Origin of the sequence: Casimicrobium huifangae (genome assembly GCF_009746125.1) — a bacterium.
In the GTDB taxonomy this organism is placed as follows: Bacteria; Pseudomonadota; Gammaproteobacteria; order Burkholderiales; family Casimicrobiaceae; genus Casimicrobium; species Casimicrobium huifangae.
Genome location: NZ_CP041352.1, coordinates 4,425,142 through 4,450,811, shown reverse-complemented (window position 1 = coordinate 4,450,811; position 25,670 = coordinate 4,425,142). Strand labels below are relative to the sequence as shown.

The window sequence follows — 25,670 nt, the reverse complement described above, 5'->3', positions numbered from 1 at the left end:
TGCCCTTCGCACGTTCATTGGCGCAGACACTGATTAGCAATCCCAACTTGTCTGCGTTCACCCGAGCCGCGACCTACTCCTATACCGTGGACCCGACAAACGGCTGGGTGTACGTGTCCGGGTTCGGTACGCGTGCGATGGGTTTGCCTCGTACGGGAATGGTGCGAGTTGCGCCGGATGGAGCAGTGGATGCCAACTGGCAGCTTGCTCCGCTGCACAGTGTGTTTCGACATGTTGCCGCCGCCAACGGTGATCTGTACGTACATGGGCGGGAGACTGCTTCCGGGCCCCGGATTGTCGCGCGCTTCTCGCCGGCCGGCAGCCGCAGTCCGGCTGCAATCTACAAGCTGGGGGCGAGCGATAACGATCCGAACACTGGCATCGGTACGATTTTCGCGGGCCGCGGTCGCCACATCTATGTCACCGACAACATCTCGCCCGGAGTTACGTTGCGCCGGATCGACACTGTGACAGGTCTGCTGGATGCGAACTGGTCGTACTTCACGTCGAACGCCTTGTTTGGCATAGCTCAGGGCGCGGGGGCTGACGGTGCGCTGTTTGTTCTGGAGCAACAGTATCCAGGGTTGTTGCGGGACATGTATGTCCGCCGATTGGACACCGGTTCAACGGCCAGCGTGCTCTGGACCAAGGCGTTCTCCGCAGCGGAAAGTGCGCAAATTGTGGCCGCTGACCAGCTCAATCAGGTTTACGTCATTACTTACAAGTCTTATCCCTCCAGCGAAGCGACGGTGTTGCGCCTCGATGCGCAAGGAAACGTTGACCCGGGCTGGAACGGCGCCAGTGCTTCAGCCGCAGTTTCGCAAAGTCGCTGGAACCGCTCTTTCGCCCTGATTGACGGCCGCCTTGTGGTCGCCGCCAGTGCCGGTGTATCGGAAGTCGAGCTTGGGCAACCGGGCTTGCGCGTGTATGACCAGCAGGGAACGGAGGTGGCAAGCTGGTCACCAAACGTCGCGGGCAGTGTTTCCTCGCTGGTCGCCGGTCGCAACGGTCGCCTGTATGTCTCCGTCAACGGCTCGCTGCATGTCCTGAGCGCCGAAAGATTGCAAAGCGAGCGGACGTTGCCGCTGAGTTTCGGTTCTCTCGGGTCGATTCGGTCAATCACCAAATTGCCCGACGGCGGTAGGCTGCTGTTGGGCAGTTTTGATGTCTGGTATGGTGGTTTGCGATATCGCGATGTGCTGCGCCTGCGACCGGACGGAACACCGAACGCTGACTGGCGTGTCGAGCTGGACTACGGCTACGACGTCACAGCTACTGTTACAAGGCAGGGACTGTTGCTTGTCGGGCGGTTCCGGCAGGTAAACGGTGTCCGGCGATCGGGCGCGGCGCTGGTGTCGCTAAACGGTGGTGCGATACCGCTGGACTGGACGCCGGGCGTTGAACTTTCCGGTCGTTCGTACGTGTATGACGGTCGCGACACCCTGTACGTTGCGGCCGACGACGCCAATGGGTATCGTATCCGGCGCCTATCAATGCTGAACGGTCAGGTTGATGCCGACTGGCACATTTCCGCTGGTTCGTGGCTCGAACAGCAAAGCAGCATGCTCGGGCTGGATGCAGCCGACGGCATCTGGCTGCAGCGTGACGCTCAAACCTATTTCATGGAACCCTCGACGACCTCTCTTCTGCAACGCTTTGCGCTTGCCAGCGGTCGCGAAACGATGCGAACGACCATCGGCACGCAGCTGATTTTCCCCAATCAGTTCATGGCCACTTCGACGCACGTCTACATCGGTGGCCGCCGTTATCGAATCGCTGCTGGTGGCGAACGAGACGTCGACTGGACCTCCGAAATCGACGGTTCCGTCGCCGCGCTGCGAACTCTGGCGGGTGGCTATCTCTACTACACGCAATTTGCGGTCGGGTCCAGCGATGTTGTGATGCGTCGGGCGTCGTTGGCTGGAAACGGGCAGGCAGACCCTGGCTGGACACTCTCTGCCAGCGCGCTGCTCGCGTGTGCTCCGGCAGAGATTCCACTTTTTGTCAGCGCGCCCGATGCCACTACCGACGATGCCGAGTTTGTGATCCGCTGTCGTGATGATCTGAGCCTGCCGCTGATGGCGCCGACAACAATGGGCGACATGGCTCTCGCTACGACGCGAGCTAACCCGGTCAACCAGAAGACTGTGGTCGAGTATTTCAGCCGCGACGCGTCGCGATATTTCGTCACAGGTCGCGCCGATGAGCAAGCTGCTCTTGATGCCAGATCATCATCATTTATGCGGACGGGCATGAGCTTCAGAAGTCTCGAAGGAACCCTTTACGCGAAGCCAGCTAATCCGGTCTGCCGTTTCTACAGTTCACCGGAACGGAGCGGCAGCAATACGCATTTTTACGGCCACAACGATGACTGCCTGGCGCTCAACACCGTTAGCCAGTTGCGGTTTGAGGGTTACGACTTTGCGGCAATGGTTCCAGGGGTGACAGGTTGTCCCGTCAGCGCGCCACGAGCAGTGACACGCCTCTACAACAACAAGGCACCGAGCAACGAGAGCAACCACCGCTACGTGGTGAGTGCGGCGACGAAGGCGAAGATGCTGTCGCAGGGTTGGGTGGATGAGGGGGTGGTGTTCTGCTCCTCCGCCGTTACCGATGTGGTGAACTGAGGATTGGAATGAGCTGGCCCGGTATCGTGAGTAGCTTCGGCGCCCGTTGTGTGGTCCTGACAGCACTTTCGTGTGCGAGTGTCGCCTACGGGCAGCGTATCCTGACGGTACCGGACATGTCGGCCCTACAGCCACGCGGCAACACCTTGCAGGTGACACAGGTGGTGCAAACCCCTGATGGTGGCCACATCATTGCCGGCCGCTTCAGCTATTGGTACGAGGGCAGGCAGCGCTCGGACCTGCTTAAACTGAAGGCAGATGGCAGTCCGGATCTGGCGTGGGCTCCGAGTCTCGCTCACGTCAACCTGTACGCCAATGCGGCTATTGCTGGCGTGACCGCGGCACCCCTGGGCGCGTTTGTACTTGGTGACTTCGAGTCGGTCAACGGACTGCCCATCGCGAAGGCAACCATCCTTGACTGGGCAACTGGAGCGCCCTCGCCGTGGCCGGTCAGCACCAACTTGTCGCAACCCTATGCGATCAGCAACTATGACCGCACCGGAGATTGGGTTTACGTCAGTCATGGGCCGAATGGCTACTACCGAATCGCTGGTAACACCGGGCGCGTCGATACCAGCTGGAACAGTCCGCACCGAGGCGGCTGTACCTATGTTGCCCAGGACCCGACGCAACCGGATGCCCGCCTGCTGCTCGCGGACGGGCAGAGTCATCTGTGGTCATGGGCACCCGGTGGCCTGAGCCCGACCGATGCGCCGGCCAGGGCGTATTTGTGGCGTTGCGATGTTCAGGCAACCACCGCTGTCCAGGCAACGACTGGCGTCAGCGAGCTTGCGAATTCAGTGCAGCTATTTGCAATTTCCGGTGAGTATCTCTATTTCCAGCAGCGTCGCTTTCGCCTCAACGACCAGCAGGAGGACTTGACGTGGTCGCGACCGAACGCGATCCGGGTGACTGGTCAATACGTGTACAGTGCGGCCCTGCCTTTGGGGACCAGTCTGCCGACAACTGTGTCCCGATATGGCGTAGTCAATGGTGGCGAAGATCCCGGGTGGAGGTTCTCTTTGCCGGACGATTTGACGATCTATTTTTGGCGAGGGCAACCGCACTGGTGGTTCGCGGGAAGCCAAAGCGAGGATTCCGCTGGTGTGCTGCTCACCGATCGCTTTCCCGCTAGCGGAGCGGGCACGGTGCTCCGCGGCTTCATGGTGAAAGACGATGGCAAGGTGGAGCCTGAAGTGCAGGTGGTGGAGTACTACGCCCCGGCGCTGAAGCGCTACTTCATCACTGGCAGGGCTGGGGAGCAGACGGCACTGGATGGATTGCCCCAGAGCTTCCAGAGAACGGGGATGAAGTTCACGGCGAAGTCGAGCAAATACCGGGATATCGCCGAGCAGCCGGTATGCCGGATGTACGCCTCGCCGGAGAAAGGGATGAGCAACTCACACTTCTACGGAATCGGCAGCGACTGCGCCACCCTGAACAAGCTGAGCGGGCTGAAATACGAAGGCTACGACTTCTCGATACTCAAGCCCACAGCGGAGCAAGCGTGTCCGGCAGAGGCCTCAAAGCCGGTCACCCGGCTATTCAACAACAAGGTAGCCGGCAACGAGAGCAACCACCGCTACGTGGTGAGTGCGGCGACGAAGGCGAAGATGCTGTCGCAGGGCTGGGTGGATGAGGGCGTGGTGTTTTGCTCGACGACCGTTGCCGATGCGGCGAATTGATCAGTCAGTGGCACAGCTATTTGCTGGAAGCCCCATTGTATAAGGGCTCAGGTGGCAAAAACGGTAAAAGCCGACTTTTCGATGTTTTGCCGGCCAAGCCCTTATACGGTGGGCTTCACACGTAAAAGTTGATGCACCAGAGACGGTGCTACGGTGCGGCTTTTGGATGCCGCAGCGCGTGCTCCATTGCCAGCCGCATGTTGGCCGCCTGCAGATCACTCTGCGGCAACAGGGTGTCGCCACGCTGGAAGGCGAAGGCTAGCTCCTGGATCGCAGCCGGGTGATCCAGTGCGGCAGCGCGCAGATACCAGCGCATGGCTTCGCGAGGGTCCTGATCGATACCTTCGCCCGCCGCGCTGGCGTTGCCGAGCAGATACATTGCCTCGGCGACGCCCTGCTCCGCCGCTTCGCGGAAGTACGCGGCCGCCTGCGGTGGATCGTTCGTGCGGGCAAGCAAGCCCAGGTAGTACGCAGCTTGCGCCCGCGTGACGTCCTGTGCATAGGCCTTGAGCAGCCACTCGCGCGCCCGCGCTTCGCTGCGCGGCGCCGCTGGCGAATCGCGCAGGCAGGCGCGGCCAAGATGCAAGGCTGCCGGTGCGTCGCCCTGCGCGGCCGCGAGCGTCAGCCAGCGGCGGCCCTCAGCGTCTGATCGTGCGTCGCCACGGGCGAGCAGCGTGGTTCCAACTGCCCGCTGCGCCGCCACGTTGCCAGCGCCCGCAAACGCTGTCAATGTTTGCAATGCCGCATCGTCGCGCCCTGCGTCGGCGGCCATGCGCAGCCGATCAATGTGCGCCGGATCATCCGCTTTGTAGCCTCGATGGAGCGCAGCGGAATCGAGGGGCCTTACCCGTGGAGCAGTCACAGAGTCCTCGACGGCGCTGCGTTCCATCGAGGCTACGGGCGAGCAGGCGCAGAGCGCGAGCAGCGCGATCACGACCGGACGGCATTGGTTAGCGTTCATGGTTCGACAAGCTCACCACGAACGGAGAGAGTGGTGAGCGCGGCGTTTACTCCTGAGCGGAGTCGAAGGGTCACCACGAACGGAGAGAGTGGCGAGCGCGGCGTTTACTCCTGAGCGGAGTCGAAGGGTCACCACAAACGGAGAGAGCGGTGAGGGCATGAAACCGTTGCCGCAATCACTTCGACAAATCAATCGCATACACCGCGAGGCCCTTGCCGGAACCATCATCGGCGCGAAGCTCGCGGATGTTGTTGATGCCGGCGGCCTGTGCGACCGCGACTTTGCCTGGTGCCGACTTGAACACCACCGGGCCTGCCGTGGCGAACTTGACGAAACGCCAGCTGCGCGCGCTGCCGTGGGCGGCTCGGCTGAGAGTCTTCACGGCTTTCACGTAATTGATCAGCACTTCGCGATTGGTGTCGGGCGAGGCGAAGATGGTCTTGCTGCCGTCGAGTCCCGGGAAGTTGCCGCCGCCGCTGGCGCGGTAGTTGTTGGTGGCAACGATGAACTCGGCCGACGGCGATACCGCGGTGCCTTTGTAGGACAGGTTCACGATGCGGGAACCGAAGGGTTTGCTGACGTCAATCTCGTAGCTCATGTCGGGATGGGTCAGCATGTCGAAGGTGTAGCCGGGGGCCGTGCCGGTCAGCGATTGCTCGGTGGTGCGCGCGGGATCAATCTGGTTGAAGCGGCGGGCAGCAGCTTCGAGCCAGGCCTTGAGGCCGGCGCCATCAACCTTCACCGCATACAGCGTGTTCGGGAACAGGTACAGATCGGCGGCGTTGTTGATCGCGATCGGACCGGCGGCGACATCGGTGAAGTCGGCACCCCCGGCAAAACCGGTCTTGAACGGCGAGGCGGTGGAGAGCACCGGCAGGCTGGCGAATTGCGGCATGGTCTGCTTCACGTAGTTCGCCACGTAATCGGTTTGCGCCATGTTCACGATCTGCATCGCGGATACATCGCCAACGTCGGCGAAGTAGGAGGTCATCGCGAAGTCACTGCTGCCGATCGGCGTTTTCACGTAGTCGATGGTGGCCTGATGTTCGGCTCGCACTGTCTCGGCGACCGCGGGCAGCGGTGTGACGAAGCTGCGGTCCGCGTTCTGGATGTTGCGCGCCTCAACTACGGTCTTCGTCCTGTCGACCGACCAGCGGCCATTCTTAGCCACCAGTTGCAACTGGATCACCCCCAGCGTCTTGCCCCAGAAGTTCGCCATCACGGTTGGCACTCCATGCACGAAGCCTTTCGCCTTGTCGACGTTGGGCAGGTTGAACTGGTTCATGGTGCTCGCTGCATTCGGGAAGGTCTGGTGCGAGTGCCCGATCAGCATGGCATCCACGTCCTTCACCTGGGCCAGATGCCAGTTGGCGTTCTCCATCGACGGCGTGTAGGGGTTGGCGTCGAGCCCGCCGTGCGAGATGGCAACGATGAGGTCGGCGCCCTGCGCCTTCATTTCGGGAATGTATTGCTCAGCCAGTTCCTTGATGCCATCGGTGTAGACGACGCCATTGAGCCAGCGCTTGTCCCAGTCGAGGATCTTCGGCGGCGTGAACGCGATAACGCCCACCTTGATCGGTGCGTCGGCCGTCTTGCCATCAACAGTGGTTACTTTGAGTGAACGATCCAGCACGACGTAGGGTTTGAACAGCGGCTTGCGATCTTTCACCGAAAGCACGTTCGCCAGCACCAGCGGAAAGTTCGGCCCGGCGCAAGGTTGCGCCGGGATTGCCTGCTCGCCGGGGCGCAGGTCTACGTTGAAGCGGTTGCCGGTGACTTGCGACAGGAATGACAGGCCGTAGTTGAACTCGTGATTGCCGATGCCACCGGCGTCGTAGCCAAGCGCGTTCATCACCTTGTACATCGCCAGCACTTCATCGCAGCCCAGGCGCTTCACCTGCGCCTGATAGTCCGAAAGCGCGGTGCCCTGAATGGTGTCGCCGTTGTCGAACAGCAGCGTGTTGGTGAACTCCTTGCGCGCCGCCGCGATCAGTGCCGCGGTGCGCTCGAAGCCGATGCTGCGGTCCTCGCCGAGCTTGTAGTAGTCGTAGGACAGGACATTGGTGTGCAGGTCGGTGGTTTCCAGCAGCGCCAGTTGCGCCTTCGTGCCATCGGCGATGCGGGCGACCGGCGTCGTCGTGCCGGTTCCTGCGGGTGTCGCACAACCTGCGAGCAGCGCAAGAGTGGTTGCAGCGGCGAGTGCCGTCAGCGCGGCGGCGCGGGCGGTGCGTGACAGTGACGGGCGGGAGCGAAAGAGCAGTTGCATGATGATCGACCTGTGTACAGACCTGCAAAAAACAAAGCCGCGCTTGTGGCGCGGCTTGAGGGAGTTTCAGTGGTGCCGCAAGGTGGTGCGGCACCCGTCAACCGGGCGTGACTAGAAGTCGGCGCTCAGGCTGACCGAGAAGAACCGCGGTGCGCCCAGATAGTAGAACACGGTGCCCGCGGCCTGAGTGCCAACTGCCGTGGCATTGAGCACCGTGCCCGAGCTCGGGTTGCGGTACTTGGTGTTGCCCAGGTTGCTGACGTTGAGACGGATCATCGGGTTCTTCATGAACGCCATGTCGCTGAACTTGTAGCCAGCGTCGAAGTCAGCTGTCATGTAGCTCGGCACTTCCTCGTCGTTCATCAGCGTGGCGTACTGGTTGCCCGTGTGCTTCGCCTTCAGGCGAGCGTAAAGCGGGCCATCCGAGTACTGCAGCGCCAGGCCGGCCATGGTGCGCGGCGTCAGGGCGAAGTGCTTGCCGGTAGTCGGCAGCACTGCCGTCGCGCTGGTGCGGATGTCGTTCAGCACCTTGCTTTGCTGCACTGTCAGCGAGCCATAGAGCGACCAGCCGTTAATCGGCGTGGTGCCTGCCTCAAGCTCGATGCCGCGGGTCCGCGCCTTGCCCGCGTTGGTGTAGATCGATTTCAACGTATTCGGGTCAAACGCCGTGGCCTGACGGTCCTTGAAGTCGACCTGGAAGGCCGTCGCCGAGAACGTGATGGCCTTGGTCTGCAGGCGATAGCCGATATCGGTGTTGATTGACGTTTCCGCCTTGATGTCACCGGTCAGCACGGCAACGCCGTTGGTGATGGTCACGTTGCCGTTGGTCGGTGCAAAGGCGAAGTTCGGCGGTGCGCGGAAGTTTTTGCCAACGTTGGCAAACACCTGCTGCTCGCGGTCGATGTTGAAGCGGGCGCCGATCTGTGGCAGCACGTCGTGGAACTTCTTCTCGATGGTGTAGGTCGAGTTGAAGTTGACGGTGGTACCGCCCTCGTTTGCGAAGTTGGTGAACTTGCGGGTGATTTCTGGTGCGCGCAGGCCAAAGGTCAGGATGCCACGGTCGTTCATGAAGCTCCATGAATCAGACGCATAGACCTGCCATGCCGGGCTGATGGTCAGCCAGTTGCGCGAGTTGAAGTCGCTGCCATCCGGACGGGTAATGTGACCATCGCGCAGCCAGAGGTCGGCCGGATTACCGTTGGCGTCCACCGCAACGGCCGGTCCGGTTTGCTTGTGCTGGGCACGTTCGTACCAGACACCGAGCTTGATCGAATGACTGCCGATCAGGTGGCTGACTTCGGCGGTTACGCCGGGGCGGTTGGTTTTGGTGACGCTGCTGTTGGCAACGATGATGCTGTCCAGCGTATCGCCGTCGCCGTTGAGGTCGCGACCTGCGCCGGTGCGGCCGGTGGCGGTGTTGAGGAACGCGGTCTCCGACAGGGCGCGCTGCTGCACGCCGCCAGTGCCGTAGCCGTACCAAAGGTAGGGTTGCACCTTGAGGTAGGTGTTCTCGGCGAGACGGAACGACCCGGACAGCGACGCCACCGCGTTCTCGAACGGGTTCAGTGCCAGCTTGTAGAACTGTTGCGGCGACAGCGGCCCGGTTTCGGCCTGGCGCACACCACCCACCGGTGTCAGATGGCCTGGCGTGAAGGTTGGCGAGTAGTCGGCGTAGTAGCCCAGATTGTTCAGCTGCGTGAGACTGAGCGTCTGATAGTTGTTATTGACGGCCTTGTTGTAGTTGACCACGCCAACAATCTTGTTGTCCGCGTTGATGTCGAGCGCAAACGCGGCGTCAACGTGATCACGCTTGGCGCCGCCCGGGCCCTTCCACTTGTCGGCCTGAGAGTGCGAATAGCTGATGAAGGTCTTCGCCATGTTGTTGGCGAAGCGGCCAGTGTCGAAACGCACGAAGGTGCGGGAGAGATTGAGCTGGCCGACGGTCTGCGTAACGCGAACGCGGCGGGTGTCAATCGGGTCGCAGGTGTTGACGCTGATGCTGCCGCCAGTGGCGCCGATATGCGGCGATTCCACATCCGGGGTGCCCTGGGCGACCGATTGCAGGCAGGTGTTCTCCATGTCGGAGTACTCTTGCGGAAACACCGAGTAGCTGCCGGAGTCGTTGACCGGCACACCGTTGATGGTGAAGCCGATCTGGTCTGCACCAAAGCCACGAATGGTCAGGCCGCCGCCGAACAAGCCGGTGGCGTCATGGTTGTAGGTGTTGATGCCGGGCAGGATTGACAGCGCCTGATAGGTGTTGCCGGTGGTGCGGTCCTTCTCGGAGGCTTCCTTGGTCACCGTGCTGCGGCCCTTGACCGCGTCTTCGTTCAGGATCTGGCCGGCGCCGAGTTTGTCGCCCTGACCGACGATGGTGATGGTGCCGAGACGGACGGTGTCCTCTTTGGCGCGCGGCGCCTGGTCATCTTTTTTGTCGGTGGCGGTTTGCGCGACCGCGGTGCCGATGGCGGCGGTGGCGAGCGTGAGGGCAACTGCGCGCGCGATGGCGGACAGTTTGGGCTGGGACGTGTTGGTGAGAGACATGGATGCACCCGGTTTTTTGGACTGACAGCGTTCAAATATTCCACAGCTTTTGTGCAATGCAATGACAGCCGGGTTACAAACCGGAAAAGCAGACTCCGGGTGTCGCAAACTTGCCGCATCAGGGCGTTTGAAGCGCCTGCTGGCGGCGCATGAGGACGGTTGTTGGTGCATATCGCCCTGACTGAGGGCGTTAGCAGCTTTCTTCCAAAACGCCCATTTATCAATGGCTCAAATGGCATTTTGATCAATAGTCGACTTGCACCGATTTCTCACATGAGCCCATATTGAATGGGCGTTTCCGTAAAAAGCCATCGATCCTGACCATCCATCATCACTCGTTGGGAACTTTTCCGTGACCACAACGGAATATGCAGCGTGAGATCCCCTGAACTAGTCGACACCACGACCGACGAAGCATTGCTCGCGCGCATCCGCGCGGGCGACGCCGTGGCGCTGGCAACGGTTTATCGGCGGCACGGCGCGGCAGTACATCGCTTTGCCTGCCTGCATGCGCCATCGCGGGAAGCGGCAGCGGACGCGACCCAGGAGACGTTTCTGTGGCTGGCAACGCAGGGCGCCACTGGTTTTGATACGACACGAAGCACGCTGGCGGCATTCCTGTGCGGTGTGGCGCGCAATCACGCCCTGCGCATCCGTGCCGCAGCCGCCCGCTTCGACGAACTCCCCGACGATTCCGCTGCGACCGGAGCGGCGCAGGACACCGATGTTGACGCGGTGAGTGACGCTCTCGCCCATCTGCTCGCGCGCGAGCGCAGCGAGGCGCTGCTGGCCGCGCTGGCCACATTGGCTGCAGAGCACCGCGAAGTGGTGGCGCTGATCGAATTTGAAGAGTTCTCCTACGCCGACGCGGCCGCCATCATCGGCTGCCCGGTCGGCACCGTCCGTTCCCGGCTGAATCGCGCCAAGGAGGCGCTGCGGCAGCGCATCGTGGAACTTTTCCCCGCCGACACCCGAATATCTGCATGAACCGCCCGATTGACCCTGTTGCTGACCGCGCAGCCGCTGCCACCCCGGATGTAGTGTGGGCCGAAGCTGCGCAGCGTTACCGCAATGTCGAACCGCCTGAAGGACTGGAAGCCACCCTGCTGGCACGCTTCGGCGAATTGCGGGCGAGCGGTGCGCTGGCCAGCAAGCCGGTCCTGTCGGTGACACCGACGCCGCTGCCGGCGCGGCGTGGCTGGCGCCATCTGGCCGGTCACGTGGGTGGCTGGCTGGGCACCCGGGTGCTGCGTCCGCATCCGGTGACGGCTGGCGCCTTCTCGCTGTGCGTCGTGCTCGCGTTTGCCGCACCGTGGTGGCTACCGCTGTTCGGCGCTGCTACCGAGCAGACCACGCCTTTCATGCTGGTTGCCGAGCCTGCCGGTGGCCGCCTCGACGTGGCGCAGATGGTGCGGGTCAGTGTGTCGCGCGAAGCGATGCTTGATTTCGGCATTCCGGTGCCGCCGCAAAAGCTGCAGGAGCCGGTGGGCGCCGAAATGCTGCTCGGCCAGCGCGGCGAACTGCTCGCCGTGCGCTTCATCGAGAAGCCCGAGCGTAAACGCCTGTTTTTCTATTGATACCGAATACCGACCAGACCTGGAGACAACGTCATGAAAACGACTGCCCTGTTCACGCTGGGTGCGCTGTGCACACTGGCTGCTGCGATGGCTGTGCCTGCGCACGCCGAGGAAAGGAAGGAAGAGCGACGCATCGTCATCAAAGTCGATGGCAAGGACATGAGCATTCCGGAAGCCGCCAGTCACGCTATCGACAAAGCGATGGCCGCGCTCGATTCGGCGCTGGCATCGAAAGAGCTGGCCACGGTCAATGCCGAAGAAATCCGCGAGTCGATCCGCAAGGCTATCGACGAGGCCAATGCGCACGGCGTAGTCATCAACCGGCGCTCGGCGTCCGACGCTGTTGAAAAGAACAATCCTTACTCCGCGCGCGAAGTGCGCGAATTCAAGCAGACGCTCGCCGACGGCACGCTGATCCAGCGCCAGAGCACCCGCCTGCTGGCACGCGACCGTGAAGGCCGTCTGCGCCAGGAGCTCAGGCAGGCGGATGGCAGCGCCCGGGTGTTCATCAATGATCCGGTCGACAAGGCCGCCTACATCATTGATCCGCAGAAAAAGACCGCCTGCCGCGCCGACTTCAACGAGCGCGCGATCAACGACTGCTACTCGCAGATCAAGGGCGACTGGAAGCCGCTCGGCTTCATGCTCAATGCCAACAGCCGCAATGGACTCGGCATGATGAGTGCCCGCGATGACATCGCCGTCGAGGTCAGCCCGCGGGCCCAGATCATCGATCTCACCCGCAAGGCCTACGTCCATCGCGATGGCAAGACCGTGGAAGCGCCGGTGCCGCCGACACCCCCGTTGCCACCGCTGCCGCCACTGGCCGGCATGCGCAGCGACAGCGGCGGCAATGCACAGGTCAGCCGTGAAAAGAAAACCGGCCAATCGTACGAAGGCTTGCAGGTTGACGCCGACCGCACAGTGGAAACCATCGCTGCCGGTGCCATCGGCAACAGCAGGCCGATCGAGAGCGTGGTCGAGCGCTACTACTCGCCGGAGCTGAAAATGACCGTGTTCTCGCGGCGCAGTGACCCGCGCAACGGCGAGTCGATCTACCGCATGGTGGACATCAAGCGCAGCGAACCGGATGCGGCGTTGTTTCGGGTGCCGGCCGGCTACAACCTCAGCGAAGGCAAGAAGTAGTGCCGTCGGGGCGGCGATTCTGGCCGTCACCCGTCATGTCATCAGGCTGTCACGAATGGCAACGACACTCGGAGACTCGTTGACGGCCTGGTATCAGCTTCCATGATCGGCATGCAGGACGTCACGAGAACGGGCGCCCTGCATGATTCCACTGATCAATCGCGAGCTGTCGATGCTCGCCTTCAACGAACGCGTGCTCGCACAATGCGAGCTGCCGTCGGTTCCGGCCCTCGAGCGCCTGCGTTACCTGACCATCGTCAGCAGCAACCTTGACGAATTTTTTGAAGTCCGAATCGCCGAGCAGAAGGAACGCCTGAAGGCGCTCACCGCACAGCGCTCGGCCGAGGCGCGCAGCCTGCGGCAAACGCTGCTCGACGTGGCCGAGCGGGTTCGCCTGCTGGTGGCGCGGCAATATCGTCTGCTCGACCAGCAGATCCTGCCCACGCTGCGCGATGCCGGGATCGATCTGGTCGGTGGACGTGAGCTGACTCCCGCGCAGCGGCGCTGGGTCAAGGCTACCTTCGCCCGCGAGATTGCACCGGTGTTGACACCGATTGGTCTCGACCCGGCGCATCCCTTCCCGGCGGTGGCCAACAAGGGGCTGCATTTCATTGTCGAGTTACGCACCCGTCGCGGCGCTGGCAAGACCAGCGTGGCGATTGTCAAGGTGCCGCGCACGCTGCCGCGGCTGTTCGAGATCGGCGGCGCCAGTGACCGTGGCGGCAAACCCGGTCGACGCAGCTTCATCCTGCTGTCCACGCTGATTGAGACCGAGCTGGCCAGCCTGTTCCCCGGTCGCGACGTGGTCAGTGATTCGCAGTTCCGGGTGACCCGCGACAGCGACCTCTGGGTCGATGAGCAGGAAATGACCAATCTGCGTCACGCGCTTGCCGGCGAATTGCGGCGCCGCCCGTACGGCCGCGCGGTACGGCTGGAGATCAACGCTGACTGCAGTCCCTCAATATCCGCCTTGCTCACCCAGCACTTCCGGCTTGAAGCGCACGAGGTGTATCCGGTTGATGGTCCGGTCAATCTGGTGCGCCTGCAGGCGCTCGCCGAGGCGGTGGAGAATCCGGAGCTGCGCTTCCCGCCCTTCACGCCGGGGCCCCCACAGCCGGAGCTGGCCGACGAGCGGGTGTTCGCCGAGCTGCGCCAGCGCGATGTGCTGCTGCATCATCCCTACCAATCGTTCGCGCCGGTGGTGCAATTCATCCGTTGTGCCGTCGAAGACCCGAACGTCATCGCCATCCGGCAGACGATTTACCGCACCGGCTCGAAGTCGGTGCTGATGGACCTGTTGCTCGAAGCTGTGCGGCGAGGCAAGGAGGTCACGGTGGTCCTCGAACTCAAAGCCCGCTTCGACGAAGAAACCAACATCAACTGGGCCGACAAGCTGGAACAGGCTGGCGCCCATGTTGTGTATGGATTGGTCGGCCTCAAGACGCACGCCAAAATGGCACTGGTGCTTCGCCGCGAAGGCAACGCCATTCGCCACTATGCGCACATCGGCACCGGCAACTACAACCCGAACACGGCCCGCTTCTATACCGATTTCGGGCTACTCACGGCGCATCGGGAGATGGTAGGCGACGTGGCCGCGATTTTTCATCACCTCACCAGCCTGTCGCAACCGCCGCGCCTGAAGCACCTGTGGTGGGCGCCGCACACGATGAAGAACAACCTGCTCGCCGCAATCGCCGCCGAAGCGCGCGCGGCCAAAGCAGGCAAACCTGCACGCATCATGGCCCGCGTCAACGCGCTGACCGATGAAGCAGTCATGACCGCATTGTGTGCAGCGTCCGAAGCGGGCGTGGCTATCGACCTCGTCGTACGCGGCGCCTGTTGCCTGCGACCGAATGTTGAGGGGCAGACAACGCGCCTGCGCGTACGCTCGATCATCGGCCGCTTCCTGGAGCACAGCCGTGTTTACTACTTCGAGAACGGTGGTGACCCAAAGGTCTACATTTCCAGCGCCGACTGGATGAGCCGCAATCTTGATCGTCGTGTCGAGGTGGCAGCGCCGGTGCTTGATCCGGCGCTGAAGGCGCGGGTCATCGACGAAGGTCTGGCCATCGGACTCAGCGACAATTGTCAGGCGTGGCAACTGGAGCAATCCGGCGCCTACCGTCTGCTGCGCCCTGCGCGCCAGAAGCCAGCCAGCGCGCAGCAAACGCTCGCCAGCCGACTCGGCCACCCGACACTACCGGTCGAACCACAAAAGGCCGATCAGCAATGAGTGAAATCATCTTCTGGCGTCACGCTGAAGCCCACGACGCCGAGCCCGGGCAGGATGATCTTGATCGCAAACTGACGGTCAAGGGTCAGCGCCAGGCGGAACGGGTCGCGTTCTGGCTTGACCGCAATCTGCCGCAGCAGTGCAAGGTCTTCGTCAGCCCGGCGAAGCGTGCACAGCAAACGGCCCGCTGCCTTGCCCGCAAGCACAAGACACTGAAAGAGTTGAACCCGGACGCAACTCCCGAGGCCGTGCTGGCGGCCGTGGGATGGGGCATACAGAACGAGCCCATCGTCATCATCGGGCACCAGCCATGGATCGGCAATTGCGTGCACTGGCTCATGTTCGATGCGGTGGCAACCATGAACATCAAGAAGGGGGCCGTCTGGTGGCTGCAATCGCGCGACCGTGACGGCAAACCGGAGATGGCGCTTCGTGCAGTGACAACGCCGGAGCTGCTGTAGGGGTGGTCTTGCAGCGCGGCAACGCGGTGGACCTTCCCTCTGCGCTCGAAGACTGGCGCTCGGCCGGGCTGGGCGTAATTGCGTGCTTTGCTTTCGATGCCGATGACGGTACGCAAGGCGCCGGTCTAACCATCGCACCAGAAGCGCTCGACGCATCGCTTCAGGCACTTGGTCACGGCGGAGGCTTTGTCTGGGTCCATCTCAACTCCCGCAAAGATCACGGGCGTTCGTGGCTCGCGGCCTGTCCCCACCTTCCCCAGGCAGGGCGCGACTTTTTACTTGATGTGCATGCCGTTCCGGGTCGGACTGAAGCGCTTCCCGGTGGTGTGCTGGGATGTCTTTCGGATCTCGCGTATGACTTCAATGGCGATCCGGGCGAAGTGCGCAGCTTTCGTTTCTATCTGAGCCAGACCCTCTGCTGACGGTGCGCGAAGATCCGATTTCGGCCGCCGACAGTCTGCGTCTGGCCATTCGCGACGGTCGCCGGTTTGCCGGGACGCTTGCTCTGCTCAACGCACTGCTCCAATATCAGGGCGATGCGCTAAGCAAAATTGCAGATGCCGCCGAAGACCGGCTGGAGCGCATTGAGGACCGTGTGTTTGGGGGGGCGCAAGAAGTGGAAGAAGGCGCCATTTCGCGCATACGCTGGCTGTGCGGTCGATTGCAGCGACGGTTTGCACCGGAGCAAAAGATACTCGCGCTATTGCATCGTTCAATGCCAGCGGCTGGTACGCGTGACGAACATGAGCATCTCGGTGACCGCATCCAGCAGTTTGATGAAACACTTGCTACTCTGGGGGATATCCAGAGTCGTGCCCGCCTGCTGCAGGAAGAGGTGAACAGCCGCCAGGCGTCCGCCACCAGCCGCAACCTCTACTTCCTGTCGATCTTCACCGCCATCATGCTGCCGGTCACGCTGGTGACGGGTGTCTTCGGCATGAACGTCGCGGGCCTGCCCGGCACCAAATCAGATGACGCCTTCCTGTGGGTGATCGGTGGCATGGCACTGCTCGCCATACTCACGTTGCTGGGCATGCGCCTGAAACGCCTGATCTAGCGCTACTAAGCGGCGCTGGCGGTACGCTCTTTACAGCTTCTTTACGCACCATCCGCCGACATTGACGGACTTTTTGCGCGTCACTGCCTATGCTTCGATGCGTGTTCATTGCACGGAGAGAGGCGGTGCAGACTCACGGTGTCGATTCAAGCAGCCCAGTGACTCACAGTCACTGGCGCCGTGGTGTGCTGCGCGCTTTACTGCTGCCGTCGGCCATCGCTCTTGCAATCTGGCCGTTGTCGGCGTGGCTGGCGCCAGCCAACATCGTGATGCTTTTCCTGCTGGGCGTACTGGTCATTGCCTACTATTGCAACCGTAGCGCAGGCGTCATTGCAGCAGTACTTAGTGTCGCGCTGTTCGACTTTCTCTATGTGCCGCCGCTGTTTTCGTTCGCGGTCAACGATATCCAGTATCTGCTCACCTTTGCCGTGATGCTCACGGTGGCACTCACCATTGGACACCTCACCAGCGCTTTGCGGCGGCGGGCCGACGATGCTGAACAGCGCGTCGCCGAGCGGGCCGCGCTGTTCGAACTGGCTGCCCGTCTCACCGGATCCATGACGCGCGACATGTGCGCTGACGCCGTCGGGAATTTCCTGCGCGATCAATTACAGGGCCGTTGCACGGTGCTCACCCCGGACGACAATGGCCACCTTCACCCACTGCGCGGTACGACCGGATATCTGTTGACTCAGGCTGAGCAGGCCGTCGCCCAGGCGACCTATGATCAGGCCACAGGATTCGATGCGCGTGAACTCGGCCATGATGATGGCGAGCGCGTGCTGCTGGCGTTGCGTGGAGCAACGCGTCGCCGCGGCGTGCTGGTCGTTGCGGCCGAGGAATCGGCGGCTCCGCTCGCCGGCCGCATCGAATTGCTGCGCGCCGTCGCGGATTTGCTGGCCACGGCGCTGGAACGGATTCACTATGTTGAAGTGGCAGCGCAGAGCGATTTGACGGTGCGCGACGAGCGTCTGCGCGGTCGTATTCTGGCTGCGCTCTCGCATGACGTACGAACCCCGTTGACCAGCATCTTCGGCCTTGCCGAGGCGATTGCCCGTAGCCCGCAACTCACCGATCCCGGCTTGCGGCAGACGGCGCAGGCGCTGCAGGATCAGGCGATGCGCCTCAACACCATGGTCAGCAACGTGCTCGATATGGCACGTCTGCAATCCGGTACGGTACGTTTGCGCCGCGAGTGGCAGCCGCTGGAAGAGGTGGTTGGGGCCAGCCTGCGTCACAGCGAGGCAGCCATTGGTGGCCATCAGGTGGAGTTGCAATTGCCAGCCGACTTGCCGCTGCTTCACATCGACGCGGTATTGATGGAACGGGTACTAAGCAATTTGCTGGAGAACGCTGCCAAGTATTCACCGACCGGGAGCCGCATTCAGCTCGTCGCGCGCGATGATGGCGACGTCATTGAGATCACGGTGGATGACGACGGTCCGGGCTTCGCTGACGGTCGCGAGAGCGAGCTGTTTGAATTGTTCGAGCGCGGTGTGTCGGAAGGCTCCGTGTCAGGCATGGGCATTGGGCTCGCCATCTGCAAAACGATCGTCGAGGCACACGGCGGCAGCATCAGCGCTGAGCGAGTACCACCGGCTGCGCGCGACGACGTCGCGTTGCATGGTGCAAGGCTGACGATCCGTCTGCCGCGCGGCACTCCACCCCAGGTGGACGCAGAGCCCGGGGAGCAGCCATGAAGAGCACAAGCCTTACTTTTACCCAGACGCTGCTGCTGGTCGAGGATGACACCCAGATTCGCCGCTTTCTGCGGCAATCGATGGAAAGCGAGGGCTTCAACGTCCGCGAAGTGGCGACGCTGGCCGACGGGCTGGTCGATGCCGGGACCGCGCGGCCGGATCTGGTCGTCCTTGATCTCTCGCTGCCGGACGGTGATGGCAAACAGTTTGTGCAGGAGCTGCGTTCATGGTCGCAGGTGCCGGTGCTGGTGCTCTCCGCCCGCAGCGCCGAGGCCGAAAAGATTGCGGCGCTGGAAGCCGGCGCCGATGACTATTTGACCAAGCCGTTTTCTACCGGCGAACTGCTTGCCCGCGTGCGTGCCCTGCTGCGCCGCGCCGCGACCATGCGCGATGGCGAACCGGCGACTGTCCATTTTGGCGATGTCGAGGTCGACCGTTCCCGCCGCCTGGTGACGCGCGCGGGCCAACCGGTACACCTGACCGATATCGAGTACCGCATCCTGCTCTGCCTGCTTGCCAACGCGGATCGTGTTGTCACGCAACGGCATCTGTTGACCGAGGTGTGGGGGCAGGCCTACCTCGAGCGCGGCCACTATCTGCGCATCCACATCTCGCATTTGCGCCAGAAGCTTGAGCAGGATTCGGCGCGCCCCCGTTTCATCCTCACCGAAACCGGTGTCGGTTACCGCTTCATGCCACCCGCCAACGCACCTGACTGAGCGTCAGCGCAGCCACTGCCGTCGCATCCAGTATGCGTCGCGGCTTCAATCCCAGGAGATCATTCATGAATCAGCAATCGCCTGTTCGTTCAGGCACGGCCGCGCTCACGCTCGCGGCACTCGGGGTCGTCTACGGCGACATCGGTACCAGCCCGCTGTATGCCTTCAAGGAAGCGTTCAGCGGGCCGCATGCGATGGCGCTCAATCAGCAAAACGTCCTGGCGGCGCTCTCCGCCGTGTTCTGGGCAGTCACCTGCATCATTTCGGTCAAGTACGTCTGGCTGGTGCTGCGTTTTGACAATGATGGCGAGGGCGGTGTGCTGGCGTTGACGGCACTCACCCACCGACTGGCAGAACGGCAGCGCGCCAGTACGCGCATGCTGGCAATCATCGCTACGCTGGGTGTGTTCGCTGCTGCGCTTTTTTACGGTGACGCGCTGATCACGCCCGCAATATCGGTGCTGTCGGCAGTCGAAGGGCTGGGCGTCGCCACCCCGCACGTCGAGAAGTTTGTCGTGCCTATCACTATCGGCGTGCTGATTGCGCTGTTCAGTATCCAGCGCTTTGGTACCGGTCGCGTTGGCGCCCTGTTCGGTCCGATCACCTGCCTCTGGTTCCTTGTCATCGGCGTGCTGGGTTTGCAGAGCATCATCGAAACACCTGTGGTGTTGCAAGCGCTGAACCCGCTGTATGCAATTGACTTCGCGATTGGGCAGCCGGGCAAGATGTTCGTGTTGCTGGCAGCGGTGTTCCTGGCGTTGACCGGCGGTGAGGCTTTGTACGCCGACATGGGCCACTTCGGCGCCCGAGCTGTACGCATCGCCTGGTTCGGGCTGGTGTGTCCGGCGCTGATGCTCAACTACTTTGGGCAAGGTGCTCTGGTGTTGCGCGATCCGGCCGCCATCAAGAACCCGTTTTACCTGCTCGCTCCGGATTCACTATTGCTTGCTCTGGTGGTGCTGGCAACTGCGGCGACTGTCATCGCATCGCAGGCAACCATCTCGGGGGCGTTTTCCATCACCCAGCAGGCCTCGCGTCTCGGCTATCTGCCGCGTATTGGTGTGCGGCATACATCAGACCGGGAGCGCGGGCAGATCTACGTCGGCAGCGTCAACTGGATCATGCTGCTCGGCGTGTTGCTGCTGGTGCTTGAATTCCGTTCGTCGAGCGCTCTCGCTGCCGCCTACGGCATTGCCGTCTCCGGCACCATGATCATCACCTCGATACTGGTGGCGATCGTGTTGCTTCTAACGGCTGGTCGTTCCCGCCTGCCCCTGCTGGCGCTGCTTGCATTGTTCGTCGTGCTGGAAAGCGGCTTCCTCGCTTCCAACCTGTCCAAAGTGGCCGATGGCGGCTGGTTTCCGCTGCTGTTCGGCAGTGCGGTTTTCCTGCTGCTGATGACCTGGAAGAAAGGCTCATCACTGGTGGCGCGACAACGCAGTGCGATAGACCTGCCGGTTCAGGGTATTGCCGCGAGCGTACTGCAGGGCATTCCACGGGTCCCCGGCACAGCGATTTACCTGGCGTCTGATCGCAATCTCGTGCCCAGCGCCCTGTTCCACAACCTCAAGCACTATCACGTGTTGCACGAGCACTTGATCCTGGTCCACGTGCGCACTGAGGAAGTGCCCTACGTGGAAGCTGGCGGCCGGTTGCAGCTTGACCGAAGCGAGCCGGGCCTGTTGCGGATTGATGTGCGCTTTGGCTTTCGCGAGGAACCGGACCTGCTGGCTGCACTCGCATCGGCGGCCAGTCAGGGTGTCGGGATCGACCCGATGACCACCACCTACTTCATTGCCCGTTCCGTAGTACAGGACGGCCCCGGTGAACTGTCGGCGTGGCGCTGCGCGCTATATGCCTGGATGACGCGTCAGGCCGAGGGTGCAGCAGCGTACTTCCGGCTGCCGCCTAACCGCGTTGTCGAACTGGGTACGCAAGTATTGCTCTAAACGCGTACTCGAGCCGCGTCATCAGCTTGTAGCCAATCGCTGTGAATATCGCCGCAACCGTATCGCCTCCCGATGCGGGCGTTTACAGCGACAAGGAACAACAAGCATGGCCAAAGACTTTTCGACGATGGATGACTGCAACCCATCGCACAATCAGAGCATCCACGACCTCTCCAACCCCCTGCGGCGAACCATCCTGCGGGGTGGTCTTGCGACAACCATCAGTAGTCTGCTGGCACCATTAGGCGCGGTGTCACTCAGCGGTTGCAGCACCACGCCCACGGGCATCGGCCCGATGCTTGGCTTCAAATCAGTCACCATGAACGATCTCGACACCGTCACCGTGCCCGATGGCTATCGCGTGCAGGTGCTGTACCGCTGGGGTGACGCGGTGGGCATTGCCGGCAACATGCCGGCATACAAGTCCGACGCCAGCAACACTGCGACTGAGCAAGAGGCACAGGCGGGCATGCATCACGACGGCATTCACTACTTTCCGCTCGATGGCAGCCAGCGCGGCCTGCTGGTGATGAATCATGAGTACACCGATGACGGCCTGCTGCACGTCGGCGGAATGCGGGACTGGAGTGCCGAAAAGGTTGCCAAGGCGCAGGCCGCGATGGGCGTTTCGGTGATCGAAATCGTCAACCGAGGCAATAGCTGGGAGGTGGTACGCCCGTCCCGCTTTGCCCGTCGAGTTACCGCGACCACGCCAATGCTGATCACCGGTCCGGCTCGCGGTCACGCCAGGCTGCGCACCCGCGATGACGCCTCGGGCGCGGTGGTGCTCGGCACCGTCAACAACTGCGCACATGGCTTCACCCCGTGGGGCACTTACCTGACCTGCGAAGAAAATTTCAATGGCTATTTCAACGGCCCCGACAAGCCCGACGCCGATCAGGCGCGCTGGGGGCTGAAGAAGGGCGGCGCTGGCTACCGTTGGCACGAGTTCGATGAGCGCTTTGACGTGGCCAGACACCCGAACGAATACAACCGTTTTGGCTGGGTGGTTGAAATCGACCCGATGGACCCGACCTCGACGCCCGTCAAGCGCACTGCGCTGGGCCGCGCCGCGCACGAAGGTGCGCACGTGACGCAGACTCGCGACGGTCGTGTGGTGGTCTACATGGGCGAGGATTCACGCTTCGAATACATCTACAAGTTCGTCAGCCGCGATGCCGTGCGCCCGGGCGGTGCCAAAGCCAACGCCGATCTGCTTGACCACGGCACGCTGTACGTCGCGCGCTTCAACGCGGGTGGCCGTGGGGAGTGGATTGAACTGACGCAAGGCAAGAACGGTTTGACCGCCGAGCGCGGCTTCGCGTCACAGGGCGACGTGGTGATCAGCACGCGGCAGGCGTCCGACTTGGTCGGTGCTACCAAGATGGATCGGCCGGAGTGGATTGCCAGCGACGCGAAGACCGGCTGGGTGTACTGCACATTGACCAACAACGTCAGCCGCGGCAAGCCCGGCTTCCCCGGCGTCGATGCCGCCAACCCGCGCGTTGAAAACACCATGGGCAACATCATCCGCTGGAAGGAAGACGGCGATTTCGCGGCCACGACGTTTGTCTGGAACCACTTCGTGATGGCCGGCAACCCGGTACTTGATCGTGCCGACGCCAAGGGCAACGCTAAGGGCGATCAGCTCGGCAGCCCGGATGGTTTGTGGGTGGACGGCCGTGGCGTGCTGTGGATTGAGACTGACATCTCGACCAGCACGCTTGGCAAGGGCGATTACGCTGCCACGCCAAACAACGGCATGTACGCGGCAGACACGACGACGGGTGAAATCCGTCGATTTCTGGTGGGTCCGCGTGGCTGCGAACTCACTGGCGTCATCATGACCCCGGACATGAAGAGCCTGTTTGTCAACATCCAGCACCCGGGCGAACCAGCCAGCGAACGTAGCAACCCTGACGAAGTGATGAAGGTGTCAACCTGGCCCGACAAGGCGCGTCCACGCTCGGCGACCATCGTCATCACGCGCGCTGATGGGGGTGTGATCGGGGCCTGACCTTCTGCGCACAATCGATGCAAACAACAAAGGGGCCTCGCGGCCCCTTTTGCTGACGTCAAACTTGTTTGACGTGGCGCTTACTGTGCAGTGCGTGCACCAAGGAAGTGCTGTGCATAGCGGGGCGCCATGCGCTCGATGGGCAGCAGAACGAAGAAGTCAGCACTGTCAAAATCCGGGTCCCAGGCCGGTTCGCCGCAGACCCAGGCACCCAGCCGCAGATAGCCCTTGAGCAGTGGTGGCACGGCGGGGCGCGCGCCCATCGGATCGCCGAGCGACTGCAAGCCGCGAATCGGCTCGACGCGGAAGTCTTCCGGTGCGAGATGCCTGGCCAGCAATTCGCTGCGCAGTGCGCCGACGTTGAGGGCACCGCTGTCCAGCGGCACGCTGGCGCAGCCGGCGAGGTACTTCACACCGTGGTTGCGTACATACATGCCAAGACCGGACCACAGTCGCGCCAGCGCGCCGCTGCTACGGTAGGCGGGGTGGATGCAGGCGCGCCCGACCTCGAAAATTTCATGCGCGATCGGTCGCAGGCTGTCGATGCGGAACTCGCCTTCCGAATACATGCGCTTGACCGCGCGCGCGGCCCACGGCGCCATGATGCGATACGTACCTACGACCTTGCCGAGGCTCTCGTCGATGACGATCAGGTGATCGCAAACGGCGTCGAAGTCATCGACGTCGCGGCCGTCGTGCCGGTGCAGATCAGCGCCCATCTCTTCACAAAACACCTTGTAGCGCAGCCGCTGGGCCGCGATGATTTCCGGGGCACTGGTGGCAAGCCGCACGCTCAGCGGTGACTCGCTGGGGGCTTCGACGCTGGACGGGACAGAGATACTCGGCTGCTGAAGCGACATGCGGATGACTCCGTTGATTCGACGCCCGCAATGTAGGAACGCTGCGTGACATTCGCGTGACGCACTCACGACAAACGCATGACGCCGCTACGTGAAGCGGTCTGTCATGTCATCGCCATGTCACATGCCCAGCACAAAATTTCGTTGTGGCCCGGTTGCCAATGAGTGAACGGGTTGCGCAATATCGTCGCAACCCGTTCTCGCTCAATATTGGCGCACCGGCATCGTTCCCCGATGTGATCGGCGTTGCGCACATGCAGCGTGCCGGTCACCACTTCTCGATACCTCCCTTCGGGCTCCTCACGGAGCCCATTTTTCTTGTCACACATCGCAACGGTGTTCGAGCAATGCGTGTTGCCGGAGGCGCGGCGCTACTTCGTACGCACCGCAAACGACACGCCGTATTTCGTCCACCGAGTCGCTTCAACATCCAGCAGATAGGCAGTCAAGGGGCGTTCGGCGAGCCAGCGGGCGTCTACGGCCAGCACGAACGCCTCGCCGTTTACGGCCAGTGCAACGGCAGGGACTTCGTCAATGCGGCCGTGGCAGAACAAGGCTGCCAGACGCAGGCAGACCAGGCGGGTCAGCAGTTTGGGCGGCAGCGACGCGCGGTCAATTTTCTTGATCGAACCGGTGTGACCGAGCACCAGCAGTGCGAGCGCGGCCCGCTCCTGCTCGGCAAAGCCGTAAATGTCGGAGTGCTCAATGATGTAGGCTGAATGCTGGTGATAGTCCTCATGCGCGATGGCCATGCCGATTTCGTGCACTGCTGCAGCCCACGACAACAGCGCGTCAGGTCCAGCCGGATCAATGCGTTGCCAGAACGACTGCGCCAGCGCTGCCACGCGTCGCGCCTGCTCCGTGTCGACGCCGTAGCGATGCTGCATGCGTGATACGGTGACCATGCGCGGGTCGTCGTCAGCCGGTGCGTCACTTCGGTGCAGCATGTCGTACACCACACCCAGACGCAGCGCGCCTTCTGCGGGTTCCATCCGCACGACATTCAGCTCCTGCATCAGGCCAATCAGGATGGCGAGTCCGCCTGGCAACACCGGGGCGCGGCTCGGTTTGAGGGCTGCCAGTTCGATCCGGTTCATCTGCCCGACATCAATCAGTGCACCTTTCAGCCGCGTCATCGCTTCGACGGTGATGGCGTCTCCGAAGCCGTTTTCAGTGATGATTTCGTAAATCGCACGGATGGTGCCGGACGACCCATAGGCGATGTCCCAGCCCTGCTTGTAGCGCTTCTGCAGCACCTCGAGCCGCGAGCGGACGTAGACGTCGGCCTTGCGGAATGCCGCCGGGGTGACGGTAGCGCCGGGGAAGAAATGTTGCGACAGCGTGACGGCACCAAGCGGAAAGGATTCGGTCAGCTCCGGGTCATAGCGGCGACCAACGATGAACTCGGTCGAGCCGCCGCCGATGTCAACAATCAGCCGCTCCTGTTCACTCCACGGCAGCGTGTGGGCACAACCGAGGTAAATCAGGCGCGCTTCTTCCGGGCCGGAAATGATGTCGATCGGCAGGCCGAGCGCGTGCTCGGACTGACGCAGCAAGTCTTCGCCGTTGCGGGCCACCCGATAGGTGCTGGTCGCTACCGCGCGCACACGATCGGCCGGAATCGCGCCCAGTCGCTCACGGAAGCGCGCCAACGCCTCACAGGCCTCGCGGATCTTGTCGTTCGAGAGATGACTGTCCTGGTCAAGACCACCCGCGAGCCGCACGCCTTCGCGGTGGGTGCTGATCGGCACGATCTGTCCGCCCTCTTCCTTTGCAATCAGCAGGCGGAAACTGTTGGAGCCGAGGTCCACCGCGGCCAGCGGCGCCCCCGACTGTCTTCGTAATGTCACAGCGCGATCCTATTG

Annotated in this window: 18 protein-coding genes; 13 read left to right on the top strand and 5 right to left on the bottom strand. The window is 62.4% G+C overall.

What is annotated here, in order from left to right; translation table 11 throughout:
* Positions 1-47: 47 nt before the first annotated feature.
* Together FKL89_RS20075 and FKL89_RS20070 are read left to right on the top strand one after the other, a co-directional pair.
* The gene (locus FKL89_RS20075) at positions 48-2,627 is read left to right on the top strand and encodes an NHL repeat-containing protein (RefSeq protein ID WP_156864476.1); all 2,580 of its coding nucleotides are present in this window, start codon (positions 48-50) and stop codon (positions 2,625-2,627) included.
* 116 nt (positions 2,628-2,743) lie between these two features.
* The gene (locus tag FKL89_RS20070; RefSeq protein ID WP_156864475.1) at positions 2,744-4,312 is read left to right on the top strand and encodes a hypothetical protein; all 1,569 of its coding nucleotides are present in this window, start codon (positions 2,744-2,746) and stop codon (positions 4,310-4,312) included.
* 148 nt (positions 4,313-4,460) lie between these two features.
* On the opposite strand, the gene FKL89_RS20065 is transcribed toward FKL89_RS20070, so the two are convergent.
* The 3 genes from FKL89_RS20065 to FKL89_RS20055 form a co-directional block, all read right to left on the bottom strand.
* On the bottom strand, positions 4,461-5,273 hold the full coding sequence (locus FKL89_RS20065) for a tetratricopeptide repeat protein (protein WP_156864474.1): 813 nt from the start codon (positions 5,271-5,273) through the stop codon (positions 4,461-4,463).
* A gap of 175 nt (positions 5,274-5,448) precedes the next feature.
* Positions 5,449-7,539: a bifunctional 2',3'-cyclic-nucleotide 2'-phosphodiesterase/3'-nucleotidase gene (locus tag FKL89_RS20060; RefSeq protein WP_156864473.1), complete on the bottom strand. Its 2,091-nt coding sequence runs from the start codon at positions 7,537-7,539 to the stop codon at positions 5,449-5,451.
* Between the two features lie 111 nt (positions 7,540-7,650).
* Entirely contained in the window at positions 7,651-10,083 is a 2,433-nt protein-coding gene (locus FKL89_RS20055; RefSeq protein ID WP_156864472.1) for a TonB-dependent receptor, read from the bottom strand.
* A gap of 375 nt (positions 10,084-10,458) precedes the next feature.
* On the opposite strand from FKL89_RS20055, the gene FKL89_RS20050 reads away from it, so the two are divergent.
* From FKL89_RS20050 to FKL89_RS20000, 11 genes are all read left to right on the top strand, one after another.
* A complete protein-coding gene (locus tag FKL89_RS20050) occupies positions 10,459-11,070 on the top strand; it encodes an RNA polymerase sigma factor (RefSeq protein ID WP_162527608.1) in 612 nt (203 codons plus the stop codon).
* A complete protein-coding gene (locus tag FKL89_RS20045) occupies positions 11,067-11,660 on the top strand; it encodes a hypothetical protein (protein ID WP_156864470.1) in 594 nt (197 codons plus the stop codon). The genes FKL89_RS20050 and FKL89_RS20045 overlap by 4 nt, the downstream gene beginning before the upstream one ends.
* Before the next feature lie 33 nt (positions 11,661-11,693).
* Complete coding sequence (locus FKL89_RS20040; RefSeq protein WP_156864469.1) at positions 11,694-12,806, top strand: hypothetical protein; 1,113 nt, start codon at positions 11,694-11,696, stop codon at positions 12,804-12,806.
* 142 nt (positions 12,807-12,948) lie between these two features.
* The gene (ppk1, locus tag FKL89_RS20035) at positions 12,949-15,042 is read left to right on the top strand and encodes a polyphosphate kinase 1 (protein WP_156864468.1); all 2,094 of its coding nucleotides are present in this window, start codon (positions 12,949-12,951) and stop codon (positions 15,040-15,042) included.
* Positions 15,039-15,503, top strand: a complete 465-nt coding sequence (locus tag FKL89_RS20030) for a SixA phosphatase family protein (RefSeq protein WP_156864467.1) — start codon at positions 15,039-15,041, stop codon at positions 15,501-15,503. Before ppk1 ends, FKL89_RS20030 begins: the two co-directional genes overlap by 4 nt.
* A gap of 8 nt (positions 15,504-15,511) precedes the next feature.
* The gene (locus FKL89_RS20025) at positions 15,512-15,925 is read left to right on the top strand and encodes a magnesium transporter CorA family protein (protein WP_156864466.1); all 414 of its coding nucleotides are present in this window, start codon (positions 15,512-15,514) and stop codon (positions 15,923-15,925) included.
* A gap of 2 nt (positions 15,926-15,927) precedes the next feature.
* Positions 15,928-16,560, top strand: coding sequence for a CorA family divalent cation transporter (locus tag FKL89_RS20020; RefSeq protein WP_238363445.1), 633 nt, complete (start codon positions 15,928-15,930; stop codon positions 16,558-16,560).
* A 158-nt stretch (positions 16,561-16,718) separates the two neighbouring features.
* Positions 16,719-18,260: a DUF4118 domain-containing protein gene (locus FKL89_RS20015; RefSeq protein WP_162527607.1), complete on the top strand. Its 1,542-nt coding sequence runs from the start codon at positions 16,719-16,721 to the stop codon at positions 18,258-18,260.
* Complete coding sequence (locus FKL89_RS20010; RefSeq protein ID WP_156864463.1) at positions 18,257-18,979, top strand: response regulator; 723 nt, start codon at positions 18,257-18,259, stop codon at positions 18,977-18,979. Before FKL89_RS20015 ends, FKL89_RS20010 begins: the two co-directional genes overlap by 4 nt.
* Positions 18,980-19,044: 65 nt before the next feature.
* The gene (locus FKL89_RS20005) at positions 19,045-20,928 is read left to right on the top strand and encodes a potassium transporter Kup (protein WP_156864462.1); all 1,884 of its coding nucleotides are present in this window, start codon (positions 19,045-19,047) and stop codon (positions 20,926-20,928) included.
* Between the two features lie 106 nt (positions 20,929-21,034).
* Positions 21,035-22,945, top strand: a complete 1,911-nt coding sequence (locus tag FKL89_RS20000; RefSeq protein WP_156864461.1) for a PhoX family protein — start codon at positions 21,035-21,037, stop codon at positions 22,943-22,945.
* Between the two features lie 80 nt (positions 22,946-23,025).
* Here FKL89_RS20000 and FKL89_RS19995 read toward each other — a convergent pair whose 3' ends face one another.
* Both FKL89_RS19995 and FKL89_RS19990 read right to left on the bottom strand, forming a co-directional pair.
* Complete coding sequence (locus FKL89_RS19995) at positions 23,026-23,805, bottom strand: GNAT family N-acetyltransferase (protein WP_156864460.1); 780 nt, start codon at positions 23,803-23,805, stop codon at positions 23,026-23,028.
* Between the two features lie 371 nt (positions 23,806-24,176).
* Positions 24,177-25,655 (bottom strand): Ppx/GppA phosphatase family protein, encoded by a 1,479-nt coding sequence (locus tag FKL89_RS19990; RefSeq protein WP_238363444.1) that lies wholly within the window; start codon positions 25,653-25,655, stop codon positions 24,177-24,179.
* Between the last annotated feature and the right edge of the window lie 15 nt (positions 25,656-25,670).

Excerpts from the sequence above, each read along its gene's own strand:
- FKL89_RS20070 (WP_156864475.1), top strand. The coding sequence starts at position 2,744 with ATGTCGGCCCTACAGCCACGCGGCAACACCTTGCAGGTGACACAGGTG.
- FKL89_RS20065 (WP_156864474.1), bottom strand. The coding sequence starts at position 5,273 with ATGAACGCTAACCAATGCCGTCCGGTCGTGATCGCGCTGCTCGCGCTC.
- FKL89_RS20060 (WP_156864473.1), bottom strand. The coding sequence starts at position 7,539 with ATGCAACTGCTCTTTCGCTCCCGCCCGTCACTGTCACGCACCGCCCGC.
- FKL89_RS20055 (WP_156864472.1), bottom strand. The coding sequence starts at position 10,083 with ATGTCTCTCACCAACACGTCCCAGCCCAAACTGTCCGCCATCGCGCGC.
- FKL89_RS20045 (WP_156864470.1), top strand. The coding sequence starts at position 11,067 with ATGAACCGCCCGATTGACCCTGTTGCTGACCGCGCAGCCGCTGCCACC.
- FKL89_RS20040 (WP_156864469.1), top strand. The coding sequence starts at position 11,694 with ATGAAAACGACTGCCCTGTTCACGCTGGGTGCGCTGTGCACACTGGCT.
- ppk1 (WP_156864468.1), top strand. The coding sequence starts at position 12,949 with ATGATTCCACTGATCAATCGCGAGCTGTCGATGCTCGCCTTCAACGAA.
- FKL89_RS20030 (WP_156864467.1), top strand. The coding sequence starts at position 15,039 with ATGAGTGAAATCATCTTCTGGCGTCACGCTGAAGCCCACGACGCCGAG.
- FKL89_RS20010 (WP_156864463.1), top strand. The coding sequence starts at position 18,257 with ATGAAGAGCACAAGCCTTACTTTTACCCAGACGCTGCTGCTGGTCGAG.
- FKL89_RS20005 (WP_156864462.1), top strand. The coding sequence starts at position 19,045 with ATGAATCAGCAATCGCCTGTTCGTTCAGGCACGGCCGCGCTCACGCTC.
- FKL89_RS20000 (WP_156864461.1), top strand. The coding sequence starts at position 21,035 with ATGGCCAAAGACTTTTCGACGATGGATGACTGCAACCCATCGCACAAT.
- FKL89_RS19995 (WP_156864460.1), bottom strand. The coding sequence starts at position 23,805 with ATGTCGCTTCAGCAGCCGAGTATCTCTGTCCCGTCCAGCGTCGAAGCC.